Annotated in this window: 22 protein-coding genes; 10 read left to right on the forward strand and 12 right to left on the reverse strand. The window is 69.0% G+C overall.

Features of this window, described 5'->3' with window-relative positions; genetic code table 11:
* Positions 1–62 precede the first annotated feature (62 nt).
* On the forward strand, positions 63–1046 hold the full coding sequence (locus tag B7K21_RS06595; protein WP_084074386.1) for a glycosyltransferase family 2 protein: 984 nt from the start codon (positions 63–65) through the stop codon (positions 1044–1046).
* A gap of 76 nt (positions 1047–1122) precedes the next feature.
* Positions 1123–3639 carry a glycogen/starch/alpha-glucan phosphorylase gene (locus B7K21_RS06600; RefSeq protein WP_144016083.1) on the forward strand — a complete coding sequence of 839 codons (2517 nt, stop codon included), beginning with the start codon at positions 1123–1125 and terminating at the stop codon, positions 3637–3639.
* Between the two features lie 40 nt (positions 3640–3679).
* Here the strand turns inward: B7K21_RS06600 and B7K21_RS06605 are convergent, their stop codons facing one another.
* Positions 3680–4054 (reverse strand): RNA-binding S4 domain-containing protein, encoded by a 375-nt coding sequence (locus B7K21_RS06605; protein WP_084074387.1) that lies wholly within the window; start codon positions 4052–4054, stop codon positions 3680–3682.
* A 125-nt stretch (positions 4055–4179) separates the two neighbouring features.
* On the opposite strand from B7K21_RS06605, the gene B7K21_RS06610 reads away from it, so the two are divergent.
* From B7K21_RS06610 to B7K21_RS06635, 6 genes are all read left to right on the forward strand, one after another.
* On the forward strand, positions 4180–4812 hold the full coding sequence (locus tag B7K21_RS06610) for a hypothetical protein (protein ID WP_084074388.1): 633 nt from the start codon (positions 4180–4182) through the stop codon (positions 4810–4812).
* On the forward strand, positions 4809–5930 hold the full coding sequence (locus B7K21_RS06615) for a low specificity L-threonine aldolase (RefSeq protein WP_084074389.1): 1122 nt from the start codon (positions 4809–4811) through the stop codon (positions 5928–5930). The genes B7K21_RS06610 and B7K21_RS06615 overlap by 4 nt, the downstream gene beginning before the upstream one ends.
* Positions 5930–6307 carry a YchJ family protein gene (locus tag B7K21_RS06620; RefSeq protein WP_084074391.1) on the forward strand — a complete coding sequence of 126 codons (378 nt, stop codon included), beginning with the start codon at positions 5930–5932 and terminating at the stop codon, positions 6305–6307. The genes B7K21_RS06615 and B7K21_RS06620 overlap by 1 nt, the downstream gene beginning before the upstream one ends.
* 116 nt (positions 6308–6423) lie before the next feature.
* Positions 6424–7629 (forward strand): inorganic phosphate transporter, encoded by a 1206-nt coding sequence (locus tag B7K21_RS06625; RefSeq protein ID WP_084074393.1) that lies wholly within the window; start codon positions 6424–6426, stop codon positions 7627–7629.
* Between the two features lie 3 nt (positions 7630–7632).
* Complete coding sequence (locus tag B7K21_RS06630) at positions 7633–7869, forward strand: hypothetical protein (protein WP_084074396.1); 237 nt, start codon at positions 7633–7635, stop codon at positions 7867–7869.
* A 70-nt stretch (positions 7870–7939) separates the two neighbouring features.
* Positions 7940–8434, forward strand: a complete 495-nt coding sequence (locus B7K21_RS06635) for a heme-degrading domain-containing protein (RefSeq protein ID WP_084074399.1) — start codon at positions 7940–7942, stop codon at positions 8432–8434.
* Here B7K21_RS06635 and B7K21_RS06640 read toward each other — a convergent pair.
* From B7K21_RS06640 to B7K21_RS06655, 4 genes are all read right to left on the reverse strand, one after another.
* A complete protein-coding gene (locus B7K21_RS06640; protein WP_084074402.1) occupies positions 8418–9791 on the reverse strand; it encodes an amidohydrolase family protein in 1374 nt (457 codons plus the stop codon). The two genes, B7K21_RS06635 and B7K21_RS06640, sit on opposite strands and share 17 nt — an antisense overlap.
* Positions 9792–9886: 95 nt before the next feature.
* Positions 9887–12607 (reverse strand): FtsX-like permease family protein, encoded by a 2721-nt coding sequence (locus B7K21_RS06645; protein WP_144016084.1) that lies wholly within the window; start codon positions 12605–12607, stop codon positions 9887–9889.
* A gap of 62 nt (positions 12608–12669) precedes the next feature.
* Complete coding sequence (locus B7K21_RS06650) at positions 12670–13401, reverse strand: ABC transporter ATP-binding protein (RefSeq protein ID WP_084074408.1); 732 nt, start codon at positions 13399–13401, stop codon at positions 12670–12672.
* The gene (locus B7K21_RS06655) at positions 13398–13997 is read right to left on the reverse strand and encodes a PadR family transcriptional regulator (RefSeq protein WP_084074411.1); all 600 of its coding nucleotides are present in this window, start codon (positions 13995–13997) and stop codon (positions 13398–13400) included. Before B7K21_RS06655 ends, B7K21_RS06650 begins: the two co-directional genes overlap by 4 nt.
* Positions 13998–14402: 405 nt before the next feature.
* Here B7K21_RS06655 and B7K21_RS12760 point away from each other — a divergent pair, with 405 nt between their 5' ends.
* Entirely contained in the window at positions 14403–14909 is a 507-nt protein-coding gene (locus tag B7K21_RS12760; protein ID WP_200806249.1) for a hypothetical protein, read from the forward strand.
* A gap of 35 nt (positions 14910–14944) precedes the next feature.
* Here the strand turns inward: B7K21_RS12760 and B7K21_RS06665 are convergent, their stop codons facing one another.
* From B7K21_RS06665 to B7K21_RS06695, 7 genes are all read right to left on the reverse strand, one after another.
* On the reverse strand, positions 14945–15553 hold the full coding sequence (locus B7K21_RS06665) for a hypothetical protein (protein ID WP_084074414.1): 609 nt from the start codon (positions 15551–15553) through the stop codon (positions 14945–14947).
* Between the two features lie 110 nt (positions 15554–15663).
* Positions 15664–16155, reverse strand: coding sequence for an FBP domain-containing protein (locus B7K21_RS06670; protein WP_084074417.1), 492 nt, complete (start codon positions 16153–16155; stop codon positions 15664–15666).
* A 260-nt stretch (positions 16156–16415) separates the two neighbouring features.
* Positions 16416–17915: a sucrose phosphorylase gene (gtfA, locus tag B7K21_RS06675; RefSeq protein ID WP_234989200.1), complete on the reverse strand. Its 1500-nt coding sequence runs from the start codon at positions 17913–17915 to the stop codon at positions 16416–16418.
* Complete coding sequence (locus B7K21_RS06680) at positions 17912–18862, reverse strand: alpha/beta hydrolase (RefSeq protein ID WP_234989201.1); 951 nt, start codon at positions 18860–18862, stop codon at positions 17912–17914. The genes gtfA and B7K21_RS06680 overlap by 4 nt, the downstream gene beginning before the upstream one ends.
* A 5-nt stretch (positions 18863–18867) precedes the next feature.
* Complete coding sequence (locus B7K21_RS06685) at positions 18868–19692, reverse strand: carbohydrate ABC transporter permease (protein ID WP_084074422.1); 825 nt, start codon at positions 19690–19692, stop codon at positions 18868–18870.
* Positions 19689–20657 (reverse strand): carbohydrate ABC transporter permease, encoded by a 969-nt coding sequence (locus tag B7K21_RS06690; RefSeq protein ID WP_084074423.1) that lies wholly within the window; start codon positions 20655–20657, stop codon positions 19689–19691. Before B7K21_RS06690 ends, B7K21_RS06685 begins: the two co-directional genes overlap by 4 nt.
* A 7-nt stretch (positions 20658–20664) precedes the next feature.
* Entirely contained in the window at positions 20665–22050 is a 1386-nt protein-coding gene (locus B7K21_RS06695) for an ABC transporter substrate-binding protein (protein WP_084074424.1), read from the reverse strand.
* 196 nt (positions 22051–22246) lie between these two features.
* On the opposite strand from B7K21_RS06695, the gene B7K21_RS06700 reads away from it, so the two are divergent.
* On the forward strand, positions 22247–23305 hold the full coding sequence (locus tag B7K21_RS06700; RefSeq protein WP_200806250.1) for a LacI family DNA-binding transcriptional regulator: 1059 nt from the start codon (positions 22247–22249) through the stop codon (positions 23303–23305).
* Positions 23306–23462 lie beyond the last annotated feature (157 nt).

The following is a 23462-nucleotide window of genomic DNA, read 5'->3' on the forward strand; positions in this document are numbered from 1 at the left end:
TGTACCCGCCCGCTCGCGCGCTTGCGCAAGGTCGCGCGTCGTGGTGACTACGCTGAGGTGCCATGAAGCTCGTCATCCAGGTGCCGTGCCTGAACGAGGAGGCGACCCTCCCGACGGTGCTGGGCTCGATCCCTGCCGAGGTGCCCGGCATCGACGAGATCGAGGTGGTCGTCATCGACGACGGCTCGACGGACAGGACCGCCGAGATCGCGCGTGAGTACGGCGCGACCGTGCTGCGCCACACCGGACGCATGGGCCTCGCACGCTCGTTCCGCGACGGCGTGGAGTACGCGCTGTCGCACGGTGCCGACGTGGTCGTCAACACCGACGGAGACAACCAGTACCCGCAGGCGCGCATCGCCGACCTCGTCGCGCCGATCGTCGCCGGCAAAGCCGAGATCGTCATCGGAGACAGGCAGACGCGTCAGATCGCGCACTTCTCGCCGTTCAAGAAGGTCATGCAGCGCTTCGGATCCTGGGTCGTGAACAAGGCCGCCGGAACCGAGCTGCCCGACGCAGCGTCTGGCTTTCGCGCCTACTCCCGCTACGCGCTCTACCGGCTGAACATCGTCACCAAGTTCAGCTACACGATGGAGACGATCATCCAGGCGGGCAACAAGAGCCTCGCGATCACCGCAGTGCCGATCACCACGAACCCCAAGACGCGCGAATCGCGCCTGTTCTCCAACATGTGGGTCCACATGGCGCAGTCGGCCAAGGCGATCATGCGGTCGTACCTCATGTATCGCCCGTGGACGGTGTTCGCACTGCTCGCCGTCGCGTTCGGCGTCGCCGGCCTGACGCCGTTCGTGCGCTACGCGATCCTGCTCGTCGCGGGCGACCAGGGCGACCACTTCCAGTCGCTCATGCTCGGCACGCTGCTGCTGGTCGGATCGCTTCTCTCTCTCGCGCTCGGCGTGCTGTCCGACCTGCAGCGGACGAACCGCGTGCTACAGGAGGACCAGCTGGAGCGAGCGAAGGAGCAGTCATACGGGCCCGCCCGCCCCGCCGCCGAGCTTGCCCGCGACGGGTCCGACGCGGCCTGACGCCGAGCGTCACGCCAGCCCGATCCGAGCGTCGGGCATGTGCACCGGGTTTCGCGCGCGTGAACATCTCGCTCGCATGCTGACAGGGCCGCCCCCGGACCCGTACCGTGAGCGGGTGAATGAGAACACTCCGCCCGTCGCCGCCCCCGAGCACACCGTCGAAAGCTTCACGCGCGCGTTCCTGCGCGAGCTCAACTTCGGGCAGGGCGTGGACCTGGACCGAGCCAGCGCCAACGACAAGTACCTCGCGCTGTCCCGCGCAGTGCGCCACTATCTGACGGCGCGCTGGCTCGAGACGCTGCGCAACCAGTACCGCGATCAGGCGAAGGTCGTCGCGTACCTCTCGGCCGAGTTCCTGCTCGGACCGCAGCTGGAGAACGCGCTGCTGGCCTCGGACCTTGAGGACGTCGCGCGCGAGTCGCTCGCGGCGCTCGGCGTGGACATCGACGAGCTTCGCGCGGTGGAGGTCGAGCCGGGTCTGGGCAACGGCGGGCTCGGACGCCTCGCGGCGTGCTTCATCGACTCGCTCGCGACGCTGAACGTGCCGTCGATCGGCTACGGCATCCGCTACGAGTACGGCATCTTCCGCCAGAAGTTCGTCGACGGCAGGCAGGTCGAGCAGCCGGACACCTGGCTGCACCTGGGCTCGCCGTGGGAGCTGCCGCACCCCGAGTACGCGGTGGACGTCTCGTTCGGCGGTCACACCGAGGCTCCGCCCGCCGGCAGCCCCGACGGCGCACGCACGTGGGTGCCCGGTTGGGGCGTCACGGCGATGCCGTACAACTACATGGTCCCCGGCTACCGCAACGGCCGCGTCAACACGCTGCGCCTGTGGAGCTCGCACGCGCAGCACGAGTTCGACCTCCAGGAGTTCAACGCCGGCGACTACGCCGAGGCGGTGCGCGCCCGCACCTACGCCGAGAACATCTCCAAGGTGCTCTACCCCGAGGACTCGACTCCGCAGGGCAAGGAGCTGCGCCTACAGCAGCAGTACTTCTTCGTGGCCGCCTCGCTGAAGGACTTCATCGACCACGTGCTGCCCGACGGCTACGACCTGCACCGGCTGCCCGAGCGCATCACATGGCAGCTCAACGACACGCACCCGGTGATCGCCGTGCCGGAACTCATGCGGATCCTCGTGGACGAGAAGGGCTGGGCGTGGGACGACGCGTGGGCCGTCACGCAGAAGGTCTTCGCGTACACGTGCCACACGCTGCTGCCCGAGGCGCTCGAAGTATGGCCGGTCGACCTGCTGGGGCGCCTGCTGCCGCGCCACCTGGAGATCATCTATCGCATCAACGAGGAGTTCCTCGAGGTCGTGCGCGAGGCGTACCCGGGCGACGAGCTGCGGGTGCGCCGCATGTCGATCATCGCTGAGGAGCCTGCGCGCGCCGTGCGCATGGCTCACCTCGCCACCGTCGCGGGCTTCAAGGTCAACGGCGTCGCCGAGCTCCACTCGCAGCTGCTGCGCGACAAGGTGTTGAACGACTTCGCGCAGCTGTGGCCCGACAAGTTCACGAACGTCACGAACGGCGTGACGCCGCGCCGTTTCGTGCGGCTCTCGAACCCGGCCCTCTCGGGCCTGATCACGGAGGCGATCGGCGACGGCTGGGTCACCGACCTGTCGCGCCTGAGCGAGCTCGAGCCGCTCGCCGACGACGCCGAGTTCCGTCGCCGATTCCGCGAGATCAAGGGCGCCAACAAGCAGCGCCTCGCTACCGTGCTTGCGGCACGCGACGGCCTCGAGCTCGCCGGCGACGGTCTCGTGGACGCCATGGTGAAGCGCCTGCACGAGTACAAGCGCCAGAGCCTCAAGCTGCTCCACATCGTGTCGCTGTACGAAGGCATCACGTCCGGCCGCATCCCGCTCGAGTCCGTCACGCCGCGCACGTTCGTCTTCGGCGCGAAGGCCGCGCCCGGGTATGTGCGGGCCAAGGAGACGATCGAGCTGATCAATGCCGTGGGCCGGACGATCAACGCCGACGCGTCGCTGCAGGGCCGCCTCAAGGTTGCCTTCCCCGCGAACTACAACGTGACGCTCGCCGAGACGCTCATCCCGGCGGCCGACCTGTCGGAGCAGATCTCACTCGCCGGCAAGGAGGCGTCCGGCACGGGAAACATGAAGTTCGCTCTCAACGGTGCGCTCACCGTCGGCACGGATGACGGCGCGAACGTGGAGATCCGCCAGCTCGTGGGCGACGAGAACTTCTTCCTGTTCGGCATGGACGAGCCGGCCGCGGCAGCACTCCAGGCCAGCGGCTACGACCCCGGCGCGTACTACGAGTCCGACCCAGAGCTGAAGGCGGCGCTCAACATGATCGCCTCCGGGGCGTTCACGGATGGCGAGCGCGGCGGGGCCGTGTCTTCGATCTTCGCGTCGCTCACGGAGCGCGACCGCTTCATGGCGCTCGCGGACTTCCGTTCCTACATGGACGCGCAGGCAAGGGTCGAGACGGCGTACGCGGATCAGGACGCGTGGAGCCGTTCCGCGATCCTCAACGTGGCGCGTTCGGGCTTCTTCAGCTCCGACCGCTCCATCCAGGACTACCTGGACCGCATCTGGGGCGCCAAGCCCATCGCGCAGAACTCCTGACGAGGTCGCAACCGGGCGCACGCCCGACGCCGGGGCCGGGTCAGCGGCTGGGTCGCCCCCGCAGGCGGTCGAGTTGGCGCCGCTCGCGCTTGGTCGGCTTGCCCGCTCCCCGGTCGCGCACTCCGAACGCGCCCACGTGCTCCTTCTTGGGCGGGGGCGGCGAGTGATCCTCGTACGCCTCCGCCGCGGGGGCGGCGCCGACGCGCTTGAGCAGGAGCTTCGTCGCAACCACGATTCGTTCGCGCTCGTGAGTGCGGACAATCACGGTGTCGCCCACGCGCACGGGCGTCGAGGGCTTGGCGCGCTCGCCGCGCACGCGCACGTGGCCGGCCTTGCACGCATCGGTCGCCTGCGTGCGGGTCTTCGCGAGGCGGACGGCCCACACCCATACGTCGGCGCGGACTGACTCGGGCATGAGTCGAGGGTACCCATGCGTCGTGTGAGGCACTCAGTGCTCAAACTGGCCCGCTCAGAGCACTGAGCGCCTCACAGGACGCAGCGCGGCGAACGCCTCTCATCTGCGCGCCCTACCCTTGAGGCATGGACGTGTTCTACGAGGTCTTCGGGTGGATCGGCTCGGTGCTGATCGTCGTGTCGCTCATGCAGGCGCGGATGCTGGTGTTCCGCTGGATGAATCTCATCGGCTCCACCATTGCGACGGCGTACAACCTCATCTACGGCATCTGGCCCTACGTCGCGATGAACGTGGCGATCGTCGTGATCAACGCGTACTGGCTCAACCGGCTCTATCGCGAGGCGAAGGATCCGGAGGTCTACAAGGTCATCCCGGTGCCGTCCGACGGCCCCTACTTGCGCCACCTGCTCACGGTGCACGGGGCAGACGTCGCACACTTCGCGCCGGCATTCACGGCGGAGCCGGGCGAGGGGGCACCGCGTCACTCGTTCCTGATCGTGCGTGGCGACGAGGCCGTGGGCGTGGTCGCAGTGCGTGAGGAGGGCGACGGCGTGGGACGCGTCGAGCTCGACTGGGTCAAGCCGCGCTTCCGCGACTTCACGCCGGGGCACTTCGTGTACGAGAACTCGTCGGCCCTGCCCGACGCGGGCTTCCGTCAGCTGCGTCTCACACCTCACGACATGACGGACCGCGAGTACCTGCGTAAAGCGGGCTTCCGCACCGAGCGCACCGAATGGGTGAGGGACCTGGCCGCATGACCCCGACGAGCGCCATCCACTTCGCGTCCGACAACTACGCGTCTGTCCACCCCGAGGTACTCGCCGCGATCGCTGCGGCCGACGGCGGGCACGAGCCCGCCTACGGGTCCGACGCCGCGACGGCCGAGTTCGACGCCGCGGTGCGCGCGACGTTCGGCGAGCACGCGGTTGGCTTCCCCGTGTTCAACGGCACTGGCGCGAACGTCGTGTCGCTGACGGCCCTCAGCCCGCGCTGGGGCGGTGGCGTGGTCGCCTCGGAGCACGCACACATCCACAACGACGAGGGCGGGGCTCCCGAGAAGGTGGCCGGCCTCAAGGTGCTCGCCTTGGATTCGCCCGACGGGCGGCTCACCCCCGCACAGCTCGACCGGTATGCGGGCGACCTGGGGGACGAGCACCGCGCGCAGCCGCTCGTGCTGTCTCTCACGCAGTCCACGGAGGTGGGCACCGTGTACGCGCTCGAGGAGCTGCGGGCGCTGGTGGACGCGGCTCACGCGCGCGGGATGGGCGTGCACGTGGACGGCGCGCGCATCGCGAACGCCGCCGCCGCGCTCGGCGTCGGCCTGCTCGAGGCGTGCGGCGGCGCTGACGTGCTGTCCCTCGGCGGCACCAAGAATGGCGCGATGCTGGGCGAGGCCGTGGTGGTGCTGAATCCGGAACTGAGCCCCAGCGTCGGGCATGACCTGCCGTACCTGCGCAAGCAGGCGATGCAGCTGGGCTCCAAGATGCGCTACGTCTCGGCGCAGCTCACGGCGCTCCTCACCTCCACCGACGAGGCGGGCGATCCGCTGTGGCTGCGCAACGCGCGACATTCGAACGCGATGGCGACGCTCCTGCGGGCCGAGCTGGAGCCGCTCGCGCGCGACGGCTTGTTGCGATTCACGCAGCCCACCGAGGCGAACGCGGTATTCGTGGAGATGCCGCGCACGCTGGCTGACGACATCCGCGCCACCGGGACGCGCTTCTACGACTGGAAGCCGGGCACGACGCCCGGGACGGTCGAGGTGCGGCTGATGTGCTCGTGGGACACCGCCGCGTCGGACGTCGCGTTGCTCGCCGAGGTGGCGCGCGCTGCCGCGCACCCCGTCGCTGTCGAGGCGCCGGCGGAGGACGCCTGATGGCGACGTGTCCCTGCGGCTCGGGCGACGGTTTCGCCGACTGCTGCCGGCCCTACCTGCGCGGCGACGCGGAGGCGCCGACGGCCGAAGCGCTGATGCGCTCCCGCTACACCGCGTACGTGCGCGGCGACGAGGACTACCTGAGCCGGACGTGGCATCCGAGCACGCGGCCAGCGACGCTCGACCTCGCGCAGACGCCGTGGCGAGGGCTCGAAGTGCTCGCGACAGAGGCGGGCGGACCGGACGACGACGAGGGCACCGTGACCTTCGTGGCGCACTATGCGACGGGTGCGATCTCCATGGGATCGATGCGCGAGGTGAGTGCGTTCACGCGCGTGAATGGCCACTGGCTCTATGTGGGCGGAGAGGTATCCTGACGCAGCGCAGGACAGGGACCTAGGACCCAAAGCGCACGGGCCTCTCACGCGTGCCCGGACAGCCGTGAGGGAGCCGTTCACCCGTTCGTCATGCAGGTTCACGATTCCAGGCCACAATGGAGCATGTGAACGAACCGGCCCTGCTCGCGATCGTCGTAGCCACGGCACTCGCGTTCGACTTCACCAACGGCTTCCACGACACCGGCAACGCGATGGCCACCTCCATCGCGACGCGCGCGCTCAAGCCGCGCCAGGCGGTGCTGCTGTCCGCCTCGCTCAACATGGTGGGTGCGTTCCTGTCGCTCACGGTCGCTGCGACCATCGCGACGGGCATCGTCGACTCCGGCATCGTGACGCTCGAGGTGGTGCTCGCGGGCCTCGCGGGCGGCATCGTGTGGAACCTCGCGACGTGGCTGTTCGGCATCCCCTCGAGCTCGTCGCACGCTCTCGTGGGAGGCGTCGTGGGCGCGGCGCTCGCCGCCGCCGGCACGGAAGGCGTGCTGTGGACGGGACTCATCTCCAAGGTGCTGCTGCCCGCGCTGATCGCGCCGATGGTCGCGATCCTCGTGGCGACGGTGGCCACGGCGGTCGTCGCGCGCCTGACCCGCGACGTGCCGCAGGACACCAACGACCGCGTGTTCCGCTGGGGGCAGATCGGCTCGGCGTCACTCGTCTCCCTCGCACACGGCACGAACGACGCACAGAAGTCGATGGGCATCATCCTTCTCGCCCTGATCGCCGCGGGAGCGGTGGACCCCGACGCGAGCGTGCCGTTCTGGGTGATCGTGTCCTGTGCGCTGGCCATGGCGCTCGGCACCTACACCGGAGGCTGGCGCGTGATCCGCACGCTCGGCAAGGGACTCGTGGAGCTCGAGTCGCGCCAGGGTATGGCCGCCGAGACCTCGTCGGCCGCCGTCATCCTCCTGTCGAGCCACTTCGGCTACTCCCTGTCCACCACGCACGTCGCGACCGGCTCGATCCTCGGCTCCGGCGTCGGCATGAAGGGCGCGAGCGTGCGCTGGAATGTGGCGGGCCGCATGTTCTCCGCGTGGCTCATCACGGTTCCCGCCGCAGCCGCTGTCGGTGCGGCGTTCTACGGGATCGACAAGCTCGTGGGCGGTGACGCCGGCTCGTACGTGGTGTTCCTGCTGCTCGTGGCCGCCGCGTTCGTGTTCTGGGCGCTGTCGCGCCGCGAGCCCGTGGACCACCGCAACGTCAACCACGACTGGGAGTCCGGCGAAGAGATCGTCGCCGAATCGGTCGAGGCGCACGACCCGACGCTGCTCGCCCCGGCGGGCGACCGCGCCGAGGCGGGGAGGTAGGCCGTGAGCACGTACGTCGAGTGGGGCGCGCTCGCCAAGATCCTCATCTTCGGCCTGCTTGTCGGCGCCGGACTTCCCGCGCTGTTCGCGCTGGGCGTCCGCGCGCTCGAGGGGCCGGGATCACGCGACGCCGACGGCAACCGCCCCGCCGTGCGCGTCGTGCTCGCCGCGGCGTGCTTCACCGTGATCGTCGCCGCGGTCGTCGGCGCGATCGTCTACATCGCCGCCGGCGGTCACTAGCCTCCGCACGCCCGACGCTGGGGCCGGGTTCGGCGTCCCGCGCGTCCAGTCGGCGCGCTAGGTTCGGCGTATGACTTCCTCACACGACGACCTCAACGCCGAGCTCGCGGTGCTGCGCGAGACCGAGTCCACGCTGGTGCTGACCCGCTTCACGCACGCCGACGCCTGGACCCTCGGCTCGTGGCTCGTCGAGCGCGGCCGCCGTGACGGGCTCGGAATCACCGTGGACATCCGCAAGGGTGACCAGCAGGTCTTCCACGCGGCGCTTGAGGGCACCACGCCGGACAACGACGACTGGATCGAGCGCAAGGTCCGCACCGTGCGCCGCTTCAGCACGTCGAGCCTCATCGTGGGGCGTTCCCACGCGGCCAAGGGCGTGGACTTCAACGACGCGACCCAGCTGCCCTTCACCGAGTACGTGGCGCACGGCGGCTGCGTGCCGGTGCGCATCGCGGGCGTCGGCATGGTGGGCACGCTCACCGTGTCGGGACTCAAGCAGGAGGACGATCACGCACTCGCGGTGGAGGCGCTGCAGTGGCTGCAGGGGGTCAGTGCGGGCTCATGAGCCCCTGCTGCTCGCCCGACGACTCAAGGTAGGCGCTGCGGCGCGCGAAGAGGTCCGGCACCAGGTCGCGCACGCGTGCGATGAGGTCGGGCAGGGAGGCGTGGACGAGCGCGCCGCCATCCACCACTACGTCGCCCGCCACCATCGTGAGCGTCACGTCGGAACCGCGCACCGCGTGCACCAGGTTGTGGTGGATGTTGGCGTAGGGGCCCTCTGCCAGGAGCGGCGTCATGCGAGGCGTATCCGTACGGACCGCCACGGCGTCGGCCTGCTTGCCCACCTCGAGCGAACCGAGCCGGTCGCCTTGACCGATCGCGCGGGCGCCTCCGCGCGTAGCCATCTCGAGCACGGCCCACGAGTCCATCGCGGCGGCATCCATGGCGCGCAGCTTGCCCAGGAGCGAGGCGACCTTCATCTCCTCGAACATGTCGAGGTTGTTGTTCTCCTTCTCGCCATCGGTCCCGATGCCCACGGCGATGCCAGCCTCGAGCAACTCGGCGACGGGCGCGAAGCCGCTCGCGAGCTTCATGTTGCTCACGGGGTTGTGGCTGACGCTCACGCCGTGCTCGGCCATCAGCGCGATCTCGCCCTCGTCGAGCCACACGGCGTGCGCGATCATCAGCCGCGGCACGTCCATGAAGCCCAGATCCTTGAGGGCGTGCATGGGCCGCTTGCCGGTGCGCTCCAGGAACAGTTCCACATCCAGAGACGACTCGCTGCAGTGCGTGTACAGGCCCGTGCCGTACTCCTGGGCCATCGCGATCGCGCGGCGCTGGCCGGCCTCGTCGGCGTAGAACGGGTGCTCGAGGCCCACCCACGGCATGATCCGGCCGCCAGCGGCTCCGGTCCATTCGGCGAGCATGCGCTCGTTGTCGTCAAGGGTGTCGAAGTAGTCGTAGTCGGGGTGCTCGCCCACGTAGTTGACGGTGACCACGCGGTTGCCGAGCGCGCTCGCCGCTCGGGCGGCGCCGTCCATGTAGCGCCACATGTCCACGACCGTCGTGGTGCCGGACAGCAGGCCCTCGGCGTAGCAGAGCCACGACGCGGCCTCCGCCTCCTCGGGGCGCAGCACGCGGTGCATGGGGTCGATGTGCAGGCGCAGCCACTCCCACACAGGCAGGTGCTCGGCGGTGCCGCGCAGCATGCCGCTGTGGTGATGCGCATTGACAAGACCCGGCATGAGGACGTTGTCGCTCAGGTGGCGGGCACGAGCGTCGGGGTAGGCGGCCACGAGCGCGGCGCGGCTGTCGACGGCCAGGATCGTGCCGTCTTCGTGCGCGAAACCCGCGTCGGTGAGCACGCTGCGCGCAGCGTCCATGGGGACGAGCACGTCGGCGGTCAGGATTTGCACGGCCATCGGGGACCTCCTCGGTAGTCGCGAGAAGTGCACCACACCTTGATTTCGCGGGAGTTTCCGCAGGCCCGGTGTTGAAAGTCGGAATCTGCCGCCGATCAGGCCGCCAGCCTGTAGTGCACCGCCTTGGGCACCTTGGTGAACACCCAGGCCGCGAGCGCGACCACCCCTGTCAACGCGAGCGACGCGGCGACGATCCACCACCACGGGAGCACGTAGTCGCGGTCCAGCGTGGAGAACCCCTGCACCACCACCCATGCGGTCCCCACGGGCGCGCCGATCGCACCCGCGAGGCCCACGATCAGCGCCCCCTGCCACGCCGCGACCGAACGTGCGAGTTGAGGTGAGGCACCGAGCGAGGCGAGCGTGAAGTCGTCTTGCCGGGCATCGGCGCGGGCGAGGCCGAGCGCGATGGAGACACTGGAGAACACGAGCAGCAGCGCAACGCCCATGATTGCCGCGCTGACGACGGCGGCGTACGTGTCGCGCGGCCCGCCACCGACGTAGACCCACGGCGTGGAGCCATCGGGCATCCGGGCGGCAGCGGACAACTGCGCCTGCTGCTGCTCGGTGATGGGCTCGTCGGCATCGATCAGCACTGAGGTGGGCTGGGACGGCCAGCCGATCTCGGCTGCGGTCTCGGGCGAGACCATCGCGAGTCCCACGCGCATGGTGCCCGGCGCGACCTGCTGGAAAGCACCCGGAAGTGTGAGCGACTCGTCGGGCAACGACCCGAAGTCCGGGAACTCCCCGCCGTCCACGTCGTAGAAGCCCACTGTCACGGTGCCCTCGTCGAGGAAGCTCGACGAGAAGACGACCACCCCGCCGCCGGCGAGGGCGTCCAGCGCCGCGTCGCCGGGATCGGTGCCCGCGAGCGCGGCCAGATCGTCGGCGTCGCCGACCACGATCCGCGAGGTCCACGGCCCAAAGTCAATCTCGCGCGAGTCGCAGCGCGGATCTGCGGCCCTCTCTCGCGCTGAGACGCTGAACTCGGGATCGATGAGCTCGGGGCACACGTTCTGCTCGGGCGCGAGGAGGAACGGCACCGCAGACATGTCCACCGCGCCCGGCTCCACGCCATTGAAGTTGAGGAAGGCGTCGAACACGGTGACCTCCGCGTCGGGGAGCACATCGTGCGCCGCCGCGACCACGATGTCCGCCTGGTCGGCCGTGCCCTCGATCGCGAAGCCCAGCTCGACGATCGCGTCGCCTACCGGCGCGTGGGGAGTCCAGTAGTCCAGCAGGTTCGCCCTGCCACGGTCCAGCGTCAGGATCAGGCCAGTCGAGATGGCGATGGTCACCGCGATTGCGGCCACGACTGGCGCGGTACGCCCGATGCTGCGGCTGGCATCGCGCACGGCGATCCGTCCGGCGAGGGGTGCGTTGACTGCGGCACGGCCGAGCAGCCGGAGCATCACGGGCACGAGCAGGGCGAGACCGCCGAAAGCAAGCACTGCGCCCGCGACGAGGATCATCGAAGCCTGGGAGCGCTGCGCATAGGCGGCCCCGCCCGCGAGGTCGAGCGACTGGTCGAGCAGACGCGCTGACCACGCCATCGCCGCCCCGCCCGCGATGACCGCAAGCGCGCCGAGGACGGCGGTCCAGCGTCGGGCACGCGGGGGACGGGTGCTGCCCCGCAGGACGCCGAGCACGTCGAGTCGCGACGCGGCGAGCGCGGGGACCCAGGCGGAGACGATGCCCACGAGCGCGCCGTAGGCGGCCGTGAGCGGAAGGTGCGACCAGTTCACGTGATAGCCCCAGGTGCTGTACTGCCCTTCGGCGCCGCCCCAATGCAGCAGCACGTAGTCCCAGCCGAGCCCGAGCGCGATGCCGAACACACCTCCGACGACGCCGCCTGCGAGCCCGAGCCACAAGCCTCGTGCCACACCCACCGCGACGAGCGAGCTTCCGTGCGCGCCGTTCGCCCCGAGCATCGCCATCGTGTGCCTTTGGCGACGGAACGTCACGGCGAAGGCGGCTCCGGCGAGCAGCATCGCTGCGAAGAGGCCGACGGCACCTGCTCCTAGCAATGCCGCATCGGTCTCCTGCTCGATGGGCGTGAGACCGCCGGTCACCGGCGGCCCTGTGACCACCTCGCGCGAGTAGGCGACGAGTCCCTGCCGGTTGAGTTCCTGCACGTCGCTCCACGACAGTGGCGTGTCCACGAGGTACCAGGTCATGGAGCCGTTGATGCCCCACTCGCCGAGGGCTCCCACAGCGACCGGCGCGCCGGACGTGGTGAAGACGGTTCCTGAACCATCGACGCGCGGCGACAGGATGCCCACGACCGTGTACTCGCCCGTGTCCGCGAGCTCGACAGCATCGCCGACGGCCACGCCCGCCACGGACGCAAGGGTGGGAGAGATCATGATCTCGTCGTCGGCCGCGGGGACTGATCCATCCACGAGCGTGTAGATGCCCGCGAGCGACTCGTCCCATGCCTCGCCAGCCGTCAGCGTGGCCCTGGCCGACGCGTCGGGCGTGTGAAGGAAGGTGCTCGCACCCAGCAGGTCGATGGTGCGCGCGCCGTCGGGGAGCAGCGCTTCGACTTCTGCCGCCGTGTACTCGTCGGTGCCCTCGAGCGCGCCGTCGCCCTCGACGGCGCTCTGCACATGTTCGGGCACGGTGGGAGCCTGGACCACAGGGTTGCCGGCCGAGTCCCACACGCGCACCCACGCCTGGGTCTGCCCCAGCTCGGCAGTGAGCTTCTCGTCGAGCGTGGGCGTCTGGCTGGCCATGACGGTGGAGATCAGCATGATCGCGGCAGCCGGCACCGCGACGAGCGCCGCCACCAGCACTCCCTCGCGGGGCTTGCGCATCAGCTCCCGACCTGCGAGGCGCAGCGCGGTGCGGGTGCGCCGGACGGGCCCTAGCGGCGAGCTCACAGCGTCCCGCCGGTGAGGAGCGATTCGGGCTGAGAGGCGCGCGTCTCGTCGACGATGCGCCCGTCGGCGAGGTAGACGATGCGGTCGGCCCACGCGGCGTGCCTGGCGTCGTGGGTGACGACGACCACGGCGGCGCCCTCGTCGGCCCGTTCGCGCAGGCCCTTCAGCACCGCCTCCCCGGTGACGGAGTCGAGCGCTCCCGTGGGCTCATCGGCGAGCAGTAGGCGCCGGCGCCCGACGATCGCGCGGGCGATCGCGACGCGCTGGCGCTGGCCGCCCGAGAGCTCGTCGGGGAAGGACGAGGCGCGTTCCCGCAGCCCTACGGCCGCGAGTGCACGACGCGCCTCGGAGCGCGCTGTTGCCGACGACGCGCCGCCCAGGTCGAGCGGCAGGGCGACGTTCTCGAGCGACGTCAGCGTGGGCAGCAGGTTGTAGTCCTGGAACACGAAGCCGACGCGCTCGCGCCGCACCTGAGCGAGCTTGCGGGCGCTGAGCTTGCCGAGCGGCCGTCCGTCGACTTCGATCTCGCCGTCGGTGGGCGCGAGCAGGGCGCCCGCGATCGCCAGCAATGTCGACTTTCCCGAGCCGGAGGTGCCCATCACGGCCACCATCTCGCCCGCGAAGACATCTAGCGTCACATCAGCGAGCGCGGTGACGGTGGTCTCTCCGTCGACGTAGGTCTTGGTGACACCGCGCATCGCGAGCGCGGGCCGCTCGTCGAGCGTCATCGCTGGACCCCCTCACCGGTAGCGGGGACAGCGTCGGGTGCGCTGGCGCCGGGCGTCTGCAGCGCCCCTCGCGTGCCCGACGCCGTGACCGGTGTCCGCTGAGCGAGTCTGGCCTCGGTGTGGTCGAGCCACCGCACCTCTGCCTCGGCGCGGAAGATGAGGGCATCGGCGACGAGCTCCCACGCCTCGTCGCTGCCGGTGCGCTTGGCGCGGTTGAGGTCCTGCAGCGAGGTCATGACAGCGCGGCGCTGCGCGTGAATCACGGCGAGCACGTCCACGCCGGGGGTCGAGGCTGCGAGCGCGATCTTCAGAGCGACGTCGTCGCGCCCCACCTTCTGGACCGGCACCGGGCTGGACCACCACTGCTCGACCTCGGTGCGTCCCACATCGGCGAGGCGGTAGCGGACCTGGCGACCGCCGTCGGACTCTTCGCGGGTGACCAGGCCGTCGCGCTCGAGGCGCTCCAGAGTCGTGTAGACCTGGCCGACGTTGAGCGGCCATACGCCGCCGGTGCGGCCCTCGAACTCCTGGCGCAGCTCATAGCCGTAGCGGTCCCCTTCGCCCAGCAGGACCAGCAGCGAATGCTTGATCGACATGTTGAACCCCCATGCATACCCGGTAAGTAGTTCTGACTATATACCGGGTATGCAACCGGCGCGAGGAGGAGCGACTGCGCGTGTCGCGCCCATCCACAGATTCGCGAGAGGCATTGCCGCGGACATCCAGCACTGGCTACGGTGAGGTTCCCCGGGGAGCCCCCCGGGGCTACACATGAAGGGGGAGTCGTTGGGAATGGCTGTTATCAGGAGAGTCCGAGGACTGACGTACGCGGCACTCTTGGGGACCGCTGCGGCATTGGCCGCGGCGTCAGCGGCACACGCGGGCACCAAGCCGGGTGAGGATCATGGACAAGCAGGAAAGGGTGGAGAGCAGCCCACGGTCGTCGTCGACGGCATCGAGACGACGCCGATCGCCCCCCCGACAACCTGAGCGCCGAAGTGATGGACGCGCTCGACGCGCTCCCGGTTGTCAACACCGAGGGTGAGGTGCTCAGTGAAGACTCGACCGCCACAGACCGCGCGGCGGAAGTCTCGCTTCCGGGCCCACTCGGCAGCGGAGCCTCTGGTGTCGAGGTCGCGGCTCTGGGGGTGAGTATCTGCTTCCCTGGCACAGACTCGGACGACATCGGAGTGCGATACGGCGAGGCTCGTGTACACGGATGGTGGACACGCGGCAATTGCCCCGACGGCGTGAAGGCCGAAGTAACGACCACGCTCTATGCGCTCTTTGGCGACTACAACGGGTACGCGAGGGTTTGGGTACAGCAAGACACCAACTCGCGGAAGCTGTACCCCGGGTCGAGCAGGCGCGTGCTCGCCCACCGCGACTGCGTATGGCAGGAGCTCACGGGCTGGCGGGTCAAGGTCGACGTTGACGTGATCGGGTACGCAGATCCCGCTGGCGGGGTCGACAACATCACCAATCTCTACTGCCGCCCCTCGATGTGACCCCACATCACCTCTGGTGACGCTTTGGGCGGGCGTCAGTTCATATAGATGAACTCGCGCCCGTCCGAGCCGGGCGGCCAGGCAGCGACCGACAGCAGAGGCGAAGCGTCCACTGCCGCGAGTGCGACAGTGCTGCTGGCGATGCTGACGAAGCGCACCTCGCGATCCGACGCGAGACACCACGAGCGGTCCTCGGGCCACAAGAACGACGGATGGTCCGCCTCGTCGAGTTCGAGGTCCTCGAACCAGCTCTCGATCCCAGAGATGGGTCCAGCCGCAAGGAAATACCGCACTCCACCCAAGGTCATCACGCACGCCTTCGCCGCAGCATCGTCCATGCGGGAGACGCCATTGTCAGCAACCAGCGCGTACACCATCACGGATTCCGTGAAGTGCTGAAGAACAGCGACGATGTCTCGCTGCACCTCGAGGACGCTCCGCTGCTCCCCAGCGAAGGCAGCATCGCTCTCTGCGTCCGCGCTCGACTCTGGATCGACGAGCAAGAGTGCGCGTGCGTAGGACTCGAAATGGCCCGGTCCACGCGTCACCAGCAGGTCGAACTCGAGCGGACTCGAGGCGATCCACTTCGCTTCGTCACGCTCGGCACAGAAGGAGAAGCCGTTCCCCGTTGCATTTCGGAACATGGCTCGAGTCTAGGGAAGAACCGAAGACCAACATGGATAGCCCGGACTCGTGGGGACAACGACGCCGAGTCGAAGGCGCTATGGAGAACTGCCGCGAACCCCTCCTTCCGCTACGCACACCCAAGCACCTCGCCCACGAACGCGCGCACATGCTCACCGAGCACCGTGATGCGCTGCTGACGCCCGGCCTCGCGGTCGAAGCCGGGATACGGGATCGGGGGCAGGCGACGCACGTTCACGGGGCATTCGAAGTCCTCGCACACGCGGATGCCGATCGTGTCGCCGTTGCGGCCGGCGGCCCCCGCGCGCTTGGCCACATAGAACGCGACGTCGTTGGGCAGGGTCACGTCCTCGCACCACGCGCATTGCGGGCGAGTGCGGGCGCGCGCCTCGGCCTGGCGCAGCATGATGCCGACGATCTCAGCGTCGAGCTCGCACACGACGTACCCGACTTGCGGCAGCTTGCGGTCGCGCCACCCCAGGAACTCGCGCGCGGACCAGTCGATCTCAGCGAAGTCCTCGGGCAGCAGGGCCTGGGTGCGCTCACGCTTGGAGGCGTTGATGAAGGAGGCGCGAATCTGCGCCTCGGTGAGGGAGTTCATAGGTGTGTCCGTTCGATGTGCGCGCGAACGATGCCGCGTCGCAGAGGTGAGCCGAGGTGGCGGGCGCGCCACAGCGCGGGTGGCCCTGAAGAGCCACCCGCCGGGTCAGCTCAATGTGCCGAGGGCGCAATGCGCGCCGACGACCTCCTCACGCCCTGCGGGCGTCCCGAACGTATGCACGGCGTCGAGTTCACTTCGCCACTCAGCGCGCAGGGTCGGCCGCAGTCGGCCGACTGCGACCCATGTCGCGACCGGGCTGATCAGCCAGCGACGTCGCGCTCCGTCAGGACGGTGCGCCGACCACGAACGCCGGTCTCGCTCAGCGTGAAGGTCGCCTCGGCCACATCGAACTCGAGCGACACACTGTCGCCGCCGCACACCCACCGCATGATCCCGCGCGCCCCCGAGAGGTCAGCGGAGAACTCGCCACCGAATGCGCCGTGGTCGCGTCGCAGCCGGATCGCCGCGATCTGCGCAGCAACGACCGGGTCTGCGAGCGCCGTCGCCAGTTCGGCAGCCGTGTAGTGGTGTCGGTTCACGTCACGCCCGACGCCCGTGCGGGCGAGCAGGTCCATATCGTTGACTCCTGCGAGCAGGCCGACGTAGTAGATCTGCGGGATGCCCGGCGTCATGAGCTGGATCAGGCGCGCCAGCACGTAGCGCGCGCCGTTGCCACCGAGCGCATCGAAGAAGGTGCAGTTGACCTGGTAGAGGTCGAGGTTCGAGGCAGCCGCACCCGTCGCCTGGCGACTCGTGCCACGGCTCGCGTCGTGGATCGACTCGACCAGCGCGTCGATCTGCGTCGGCTCCAGGAGCCCGGGCACGCCCGGAACCAGGCCGGATTCGCCCACATCCACGATCCCGATGCCGTCGTGCGTGTCGAGCACCGTGTACGAATTCTGCGGGCGAACGTCGAGCCAGCGCGCGAGCGGGTCCAGATCGTGCGCGTGGAGCGCGTGCAGCACTAGCGGAGGCAGCGCGAAGTCATACACGTAGTCGACGGTGCGCGAGATCTCGATCTGCTGCGTGTAGTGACCGTGCACCTCGAGCAGCACGCGCGCTCCGCGCTCGTGCGCGAGCGCCGAGATGCGCTCCGTGTAGCGACGGGTCGCGTCCGTCATGAAGCAGTCCGTGCCCGGCGCCTTGCCCGTGTAGCCCACAGCATCGAGTCGCAGTTCCGTGACTCCCGCGCCGGTGAGCGCATCGAGCACCTCCACGAGGTACGTCCACGCCTCGTCGGTGCGCAGGTCGATGTCGATCTGTTCCGGTGTGAACGTGGTCCACACGAGCCGACGCTCGCCGCCCCAGACCATCGGAGTGAACGGGAGTCCGGGACGCGGCCGATAGATACGCGTCAGGTCTGCCTCGGTCGCCCCCTCGGGAAACACCGACGAGAGCGTGAGGAACATGGGCGCCCACGGAGACTCGTCGCCACGCTGCACGACATCACGGAACCGCGCCGAGTGAGAAGAGACGTGATTGACGATCACATCGCTCATGACGGCATGGGAGCTCGCGAGGGCGCGCACGTCCTGCCAGGCGCCGAGCCGAGGGTCGACGCTCGCGTGATCTTCGGGATCGAAGCCCGCATCCGCGCCATCGAAGGGCGTGAAGTACGGCAGCAGGTGCACACCGTCGAATACGCCTGCCAGGGGGCCGGTCAGCAGAGCGTTCAGGCCCGCGAGGTCGCCCGCGAGCCGATCCACGTAGGTGATGAGCTGGGGGCCATTCGTGCGCGTCGTCGATCCCCTCGCGGTCACGCGCGCTCCAACAGTCGTCGCAGCCATGCGACGCGCGGCCTGCGCGCGTCACGGGACATGCGCGCCCACGGCGCGAGGACGTCGAAGGCGTGCGCACCACCCGGCCACACGTGCAGTTCCGCCTGTCCGCCGTCGGCCCAGATGCGCGACGCGAAGTCGACGCACTCGTCGCGGAAGGTCTCGGCGGAGCCCACATCGATGAACACCGGCGGGAGACCGGAGAGGTCCTTCGCGAGCGAGGCCGATGCGTGCGAGGTCGGCTCGGCATCGCCGAGGTAAGCCCCCCACGCTGTCGCGTTCGCTGTCGCATCCCACGACCCCAGCCCGACCATCTGCTGAGCCGAGCACGAGTTCGAGCGGTGATCGAGCATCGGGCACATGAGAAGCATCCCGGCCGGAAGCGGCGCCCCGGAGTCGCGAAGTGCGAGTCCCACCGCGGCCGCCAGGCCGCCTCCCGCGCTGATGCCCACAAGCACCATGCGTTCGGTGTCGAGTCGATCAGGCGCCGCACCTGAGCGAAGCCACGCGAATGCCGTCATCACGTCATCGAGCGCGGCCGGGAACGGCTCCTCCGGCGCGAGCCGATACTCGACGGACACGACAGCGCAGCCGACCTCGTGGGCGAGCTCCGCCAGCAGGTCGAGGTCAGCCTCCGCGGTGCCCGCGATGAGGCCGCCGCCGTGCAGGAACACGAGCGTCGGAACGGGACCGTGCCCGTGCGGCGGCGCAAGCACCACGAGGGGGACGTCCGGCTTGCCCTCCCCGCCGGTCGCGACGACATCCACGCGGTCGAAGCCCCAGTGCGTCGTCGGCGCGAGCGAGGCGACATCGCCGCCAAGCGCACGCACACGAGGAATGTCCTCGCGCGCCATCGACGTGACGACGATGTCCCGACGCCGCTCCAACGCGCGCTCGATCTCCGGATCGAAGGGCGGGGGGGTCTGCATCTGGGTCATCCCTTCACCGCTCCCTGCAGGAGCGCAGCGACGAACTGGCGCTGGAACACGAGGAACACGATCAGGACGGGTGTAAGGATCAGCAGCGATCCTGCGCACAGCAGCGGAATGTCCGTGCCCCACTGGCCCTGGAACGCGCCGAGCGCGCCAGCCATCGTGCGCTTGGTCGGGTCGTCGACGAGCACGATCGCGAGCAGGAACTGGTTCCAGGTCCACAGGAACAGCAGGATCGCGAGAGAGGCAATCGCAGGGCGCGACAGCGGGACGTGGACTCGCCAGAACAGCTGCCACGTGGAGGCGCCGTCGACCTTCGCGGCCTCGGTGAGGTCCTGAGGCATGTTGACGAAGTGCGCGCGCATCCACATCACCGCGAACGGCATGAACAGTCCGATGAGCGGCAGGATGATCGCCCACTGAGTGTTGAGGAAGCCGTAATCCCGCACCTGGTAATACAGCGGGACGATGATGCCCTCGAACGGCAGCGTCAGGCCCAGCACGAAGACCACGAACAGGGTGCGGCGGAACGGCACCTCAAGGTGGCCGAGCGCGAAGCCCGCCAGCGTGGCGATCAGCAGCGAGATCGGCACCACTCCCAGCTCGATCAGCACGCTCGAGGTGAGCATCTTCGCCATGTTCGCCGACTGGAACGCGATCACGAAGTTGTCCCAGTGGAACTCCTCCGGCAGCGACAGGCCGTTCGGGTAGGTACCCGGCGCGTGCAGGGCGGTCACGAACAGGGTCACGAACGGGATCAGAGTGATCAGCATGACGAAGATGAGGATCGCGCGCCCGAGCAGGACCTCGCGCGTGGATGTTCTCATGACATGCTCTCCGTCCTGGTGAGGCGGTTGAGGGGGAGGACCACGATCAGGACGAGCGCCGTGAGCGCGACCGCAAGCGCGGAGGCCTGCCCGATCTCCCGCGAGAAGAATGCGAGGTAGTAGATCTCGAGGCCCGGCACGAGCGTGGAGTTGCCCGGCCCTCCCTGGGTGGAGATGAAGATGATGTCGAAGCTGCGCAACGCGCTGATCACCGTGATGATGATCGCCACGCCGAGCTCCTGGCGTACGGCGGGAAGCGTCACCGAGACGAACTCGCGGATCGCGCCCGCGCCGTCGAGTCGCGCGGCCTCGTAGAGCGCCGGGTCGATCTTGGTCATGCCGGCGAGCATCAGCAGCATGCACAGACCGACGTTGACCCACGCGCCGATGACGCCGACGGCAGGCAGAGCGGTGTCGAAGTCGCCGAGCCAAGCTCGCGTGAGGCTCTCGAGACCGATCAGTGACAGGAACTGGTTCAGGACGCCATCGCTGGCCATGATCCAGGTCCACATGATGCCTGCGGCGACGAGCGGGATGACCTGCGGCAGGAACAGCACGGTGCGCGAGGCGAGCGCGAGCTTGCTCGCGCCGAGCTTGCGGATGATCGCCGCGGCGATGACGCCGAAGATCACGGGGATGATCGAGAAGTAGAGGATCAGCTGGAAGGCGTTCACGATCGGCCCGATCAGCTCGGGGTCGGTCAACAGCCGCACGTAATTGTCCAGGCCCACCCAGGTGGAGGGTCCGATGCCGTCCCAGTCGTAGAACGAGTACTGGACGGTAGCGAAGAGGGGGCGCAGGACGAACATCGCGTAGAAGAACAGCGCCGGAGCCACGAGCGCGAGTCCGGGCAGTCCCGCTCGCAGGCGCCGCGCCCTGTCGGCGCGGCGCCTGCTGCGGATGTCGCCTGACGGCTCTTCGGTCGGCGAGGTCACGCCGGCGGAGGGACGCCAGGTTCGAGCCATGGTGGGATCAGCCGCCGATCTGCTCGAGGTAGTCGGCCTGGACCGACTCCAGCATGCCTGCCGCGGTCTGCTCGCCCGCGACCATCTTCTGCAGGTTCGGAGTCCAGCTCTTCGCGTAGATCTCGCCGGTGGCGTTCGCGATGAAGTCCATCGAACCGTTGTTCTCACCGACGATCGCGCCGGCGGCGAGGGTCTGAGCCGTCACCGAGTCGGGGTCGATCTCGGGCATGAACGCGTCCACGGGGCCCATCGGGTGCGAGCCGCCGACCTCGACCGTGATGGTGCGAGCGGCCTCGTCCGTCGCGACCCAGTCGAGGAAGAACGCCGCGCAGTCAGGGTTGCCTGCGTTGGCGGAGATGCCGTAGGTGAGCGGTGCCGACATGGCGCCGAGCTGGCCGCCCTCCTCGAGCGGAGGCATGAGGAAGAAGCCGGCCTCACCGGGCATCTGGGTGTCGAGGTTTCCCGACTCCCAGTCGCCGTTGAAGATGAACACCGACTCGCCGCCGATGAAGCGGCTCATCATCTGCGAGTAGTCGAGCGAGTTGATGTCGTCGGCGAAGTAGCCCGCGTCGATCCAGCTGGCGAGGTGCTCGGCGGCCTGGACGTTGGTGTCCGTATCGATGGTCGCGCCGTCCTGGAGGTAGATCCACGAGTTGATGTCGCTCGGGGGTCCATACGAGGCCATGAGCGCCTGCAGCGGGAAGGCGAGTCCGCCGGTCGCGCCGCCGTTGAACTGCGCCACCGGCGTGAGGCCCGCGTCCTTCGCGGCCTGGAGGTAGCCGTCGAACTCCTCGAGCGTCGCCGGGGGCTCGGTCATGCCGATCTGCGCCGCGAGCTCCTTGTTGTAGAAGACACCGGTCATCGAGAAGTTCAGACCCATGCCGTAGAGCGGGCCGTCGCCACGGCGACCGTCGGCGTCGACGCGCAGCTGCTCGAGCTGCGACGACGGCCACTGGTCCCAGCCGAAAGCCGCGGCGTACTCGTCGAGGTCCATCAGCAGACCCTGGCTCGCGAGGTCGGACATCTGCGGCAGGCGCATGATGTCGGTGTCGGAGTCCGCGAGCGTGCGCGGAGCGTTCTGCGTGATGACCGCGAACTGGTCCTCGCGGATGTCGAAGGTCACGTTGGGGTACTGGTTCTCGAACTCGGCCGCGAGCTCAGCGAAGATCGGGAAGCCGGTCTCGACGTAGGCCTTGATCGTGGTGTCCTCGGCGGGGCACGAGAAGTCGCCCGATGCGCTGGGGGTCGAGGTGCCGGTGGCGGTCTCCTCGGGCTCCGCGGTGCCTCCGGGGGGCGAGCACGCGGCGAGCGCGAGCGCCCCGGCAAGGCCGAGCGCCAGCGACGGCACGAGCCGACGTCCGGTCGCCCGGTGGGTGAACGATGCCTGAGACATCTTTGTCTCCTTCCGTGGGGGAGTGCCGTGCACAGGTCGTTGAACACGGTGCTAAAACGAACTAGCAAGCGTCAGAGTGGCCCATCCAGCGTCGGACTGTCAACTGCGTACCGCGACCGTTGGCTAAATCGTTATTGTTCTTCCATGCCGCCGCGCGCGCCGAGGCCGCGGAAGAACTCAGCGAGGAGGTGCCCCGATGGCTCGCAAGCGCGTGACTCTCGCCCAGGTCGCCTCGGAGGCCGAGGTCGCTGTCTCGACTGCCTCGCTTGTGCTCTCCGGCCGCGGGACAGAGGTGCGCATCTCGGAGAAGGTGCAAGAGCGCGTGCGCGCGACGGCCGCCCGGCTCGGCTACCGGCCCAACGCCGTCTCCGTCGGCCTGCGCAAGGGAAGTACCAGCACTCTCGCTTTCGTCTCTGACTCCGTCGCGTCCTCACGTCTCGCGGGAGAGATGATCAAGGGCGCCATCGAGGCCGCCCGTGATCGCGGGTACATGGTCTTCGTCGGTGAGACGGGCGGAAACCTGACGCTCGAGCGTCAACTGCTGGACGCGATGGTCGACCGCCAGGTGGACGGCATCGTCCTCGCGTCGATGCTCACCCACGGTCGCGAGCTGCCCACCGGGCTCGACTCGACTCCAACCGTGCTGCTCAACATCGCCGTCGACGGTGACCCGGGCATGCCCGTCGTGCTTCCCGACGAGCTGCAGGCCGGGCGGGACGCCGCGAGCGCTCTTGTCGACGCGGGCCTCACCGACATCCACCTCATCGGATCGGGTCCACGCCCCGAAGATGTGCGCACCATCTCCGCCGCCGCCCACCTCCGCCTGCAGGGCATCCTCGAGGTGCTCGATGCGCACGGGCTCACGCCCTCCTCAGGTCACGCGATCAACCAGTGGCTCCCGCCGGAGGGCTTCCGCGCCGCCAACGAGATCCTCGACGCCGGCACGCCGCAGGCGATCGTGTGCTTTAACGACCGCCTCGCGATGGGCGTGTACCAGGCCGTGCAGGCTCGAGGGCTCCGCATCCCCGAAGACGTCTCGGTCGTGTCGTTCGATGACGCCTCGATCGCCGCATGGCTCCGACCGGGCCTCACGACCGTCGCGTTGCCCCACAGAATCATGGGAAAGCGCGCCGCCGAACTGCTCATCGACTCGATCGAGCACGACCGCGCACACCCTGACGGACCCGCGGCCACCGGGGTGCACCTCGTGCCCATGCCCGTGCGGGTGCGCGAGTCGATCCGCGCACACGACTGACAGCAGACCCGTCCATCGCCCGCTGCGGCGCTCTCATGGCGAGGCGGCTCGGCGTCGGGAGCATGGAATGGGTGCAGCGGACCTCCCGTTGACGAGAGCGTGAGGGGCTCGGTCGACAGGCCGGTGCCCCTCGTGCCGTACCGGCGACCATCGGACC

Source organism: Demequina sp. NBRC 110052 (assembly GCF_002090075.1).
Taxonomy (GTDB): domain Bacteria; phylum Actinomycetota; class Actinomycetes; order Actinomycetales; family Demequinaceae; genus Demequina.